Below are 470 nucleotides of genomic sequence, written 5' to 3'. Positions count from 1 at the left end.
TGCCCACCCTCCACCCCCTGGTCTTCTCCCTCCCCTCCCTCTCGGGGCTTCTGGTGAAGCCGGGGGACCGGGTGGAGGAGGGGGAGCCCATCGCCCGGCGGGTGGACGAGGGGCCCCTGCGGGACCTCGAGGACCAGGCCCAGGCCAAGGCGGAGGAGGCGGCCCGCCTCGAGGCCGAGCTTTCCCGGGCGGAAGAGCGGTGCCGGGCGGAGCGGGAGGCCCTCCGGGGGGAGCTGTCCCGCCTGAGGGACGAGGTGGGCCGCCTGCGCTACCTGGTGGCCCAGGGGGCCGAGGCCCCCCTCCGCCTCGCCGAGGGGGAGGCCCGGCTTGAGGAGGCCGAGGCCCGCCTGACCCGCCTGGCCCTGGACTGCGCCGGGGAGAAGGCCCGCCTGGAGGAGTCTATCCGGGAGGCCCGCCTCGCCCAAGCCCGCCTCCTCCGGCGCAAGGAGCGCGCCGCCGAGGCCCAGCTC

1 protein-coding gene is annotated in these 470 nt (G+C 77.7%); it reads left to right on the top strand.

Annotated features, from left to right (window positions below):
- Positions 1-470 (top strand): HlyD family secretion protein (locus ACYQ0J_RS00725; protein WP_460170287.1); only part of this gene is annotated, 470 nt, incomplete at both ends.

The sequence above is a fragment of the Thermus sp. FJN-A genome, assembly GCF_054655095.1.
The sequence above is the reverse complement of the archived record's forward strand: the minus strand, read 5'-3'. Positions and strand labels throughout refer to the sequence as shown.